At 58.5% G+C, this 889-nt stretch carries 1 protein-coding gene; it reads left to right on the top strand.

The window, feature by feature from the left end; translation table 11 throughout:
• Positions 1–61 precede the first annotated feature (61 nt).
• Positions 62–889, top strand: an 828-nt coding sequence (locus PQR53_RS38845) for an MFS transporter (protein WP_408465886.1), incomplete at its 3' end; no start/stop codon positions are given.

The following is an 889-nucleotide window of genomic DNA, read 5'->3' as shown; positions in this document are numbered from 1 at the left end:
TGAGACAAGGCAGGGACGCTTGTCCGGGCGGCGCGGCAAAGAAGACAATCAGGAGACTGTCATGGCGTTGAGCATGGAAAAGACGAACGTGGCGAACGAGGTTTCGCAAAACCAGGAAAAGGCAACTTACGACAAGGTGTTCTGGCGGTGCGTGCCGCTGTTCTTCCTGTGCTACATGGTGTCGTACCTCGACCGGGTCAATATCGGTTTTGCAAAGCTGCAGATGCTGGGCGATCTGCATCTGGACGACAACGTCTACGCGCTGGGCGCGAGCATGCTGTTCTGGGGCTACGTCCTGTTCGAGATGCCGAGCAATATTGCGCTGCATCGCGTAGGTGCGCGCCGCTGGATTGCCCGCATCATGGTGACATGGGGTCTGGTCTCCATCCTGTTGATGTATATCGGGCCGCTGGGAAAGTTCTTCCATACCGGCTCGGGGACCATGTTCTACGCGCTGCGCTTTCTGCTTGGCGTGTGTGAGGCGGGCTTCTTCCCGGGCGTGGTTCTCTATCTGAACAGCTGGTTTCCGTCCCACAAGCAGAACCGCGTCATGGCGGGCTTCATGGTGGCGCTGCCGCTGAGCCTGTGCATCGGCGGACCGGTCTCAGGCTGGGTGCTGCAGAACATGCACGAGACCCTCGGCTATCGCGGCTGGCAATGGATGTTGATCGTGGAAGGTCTGCCCGCCATTGTTCTCGGCGTGATCGTACTGCTCACACTGACGGAAACCATTGACGATGCCCACTGGCTCACCGCCGAAGAAAAGCTGCTATTGAAACGCAACCTCTCCTCGGAGAACGTAACGAAGACCCACGACTTTCGCGCCGCATTGAAGAGCCGTGGCGTATGGATTCTGTGCGGCATCCTGCTCACCATGAACACGGGCTTC

It is taken from the genome of Paraburkholderia fungorum, from assembly GCF_046027605.1.
In the GTDB taxonomy this organism is placed as follows: domain Bacteria; phylum Pseudomonadota; class Gammaproteobacteria; order Burkholderiales; family Burkholderiaceae; genus Paraburkholderia; species Paraburkholderia fungorum_F.
This window is presented reverse-complemented; position numbering and strand designations above follow the sequence as displayed.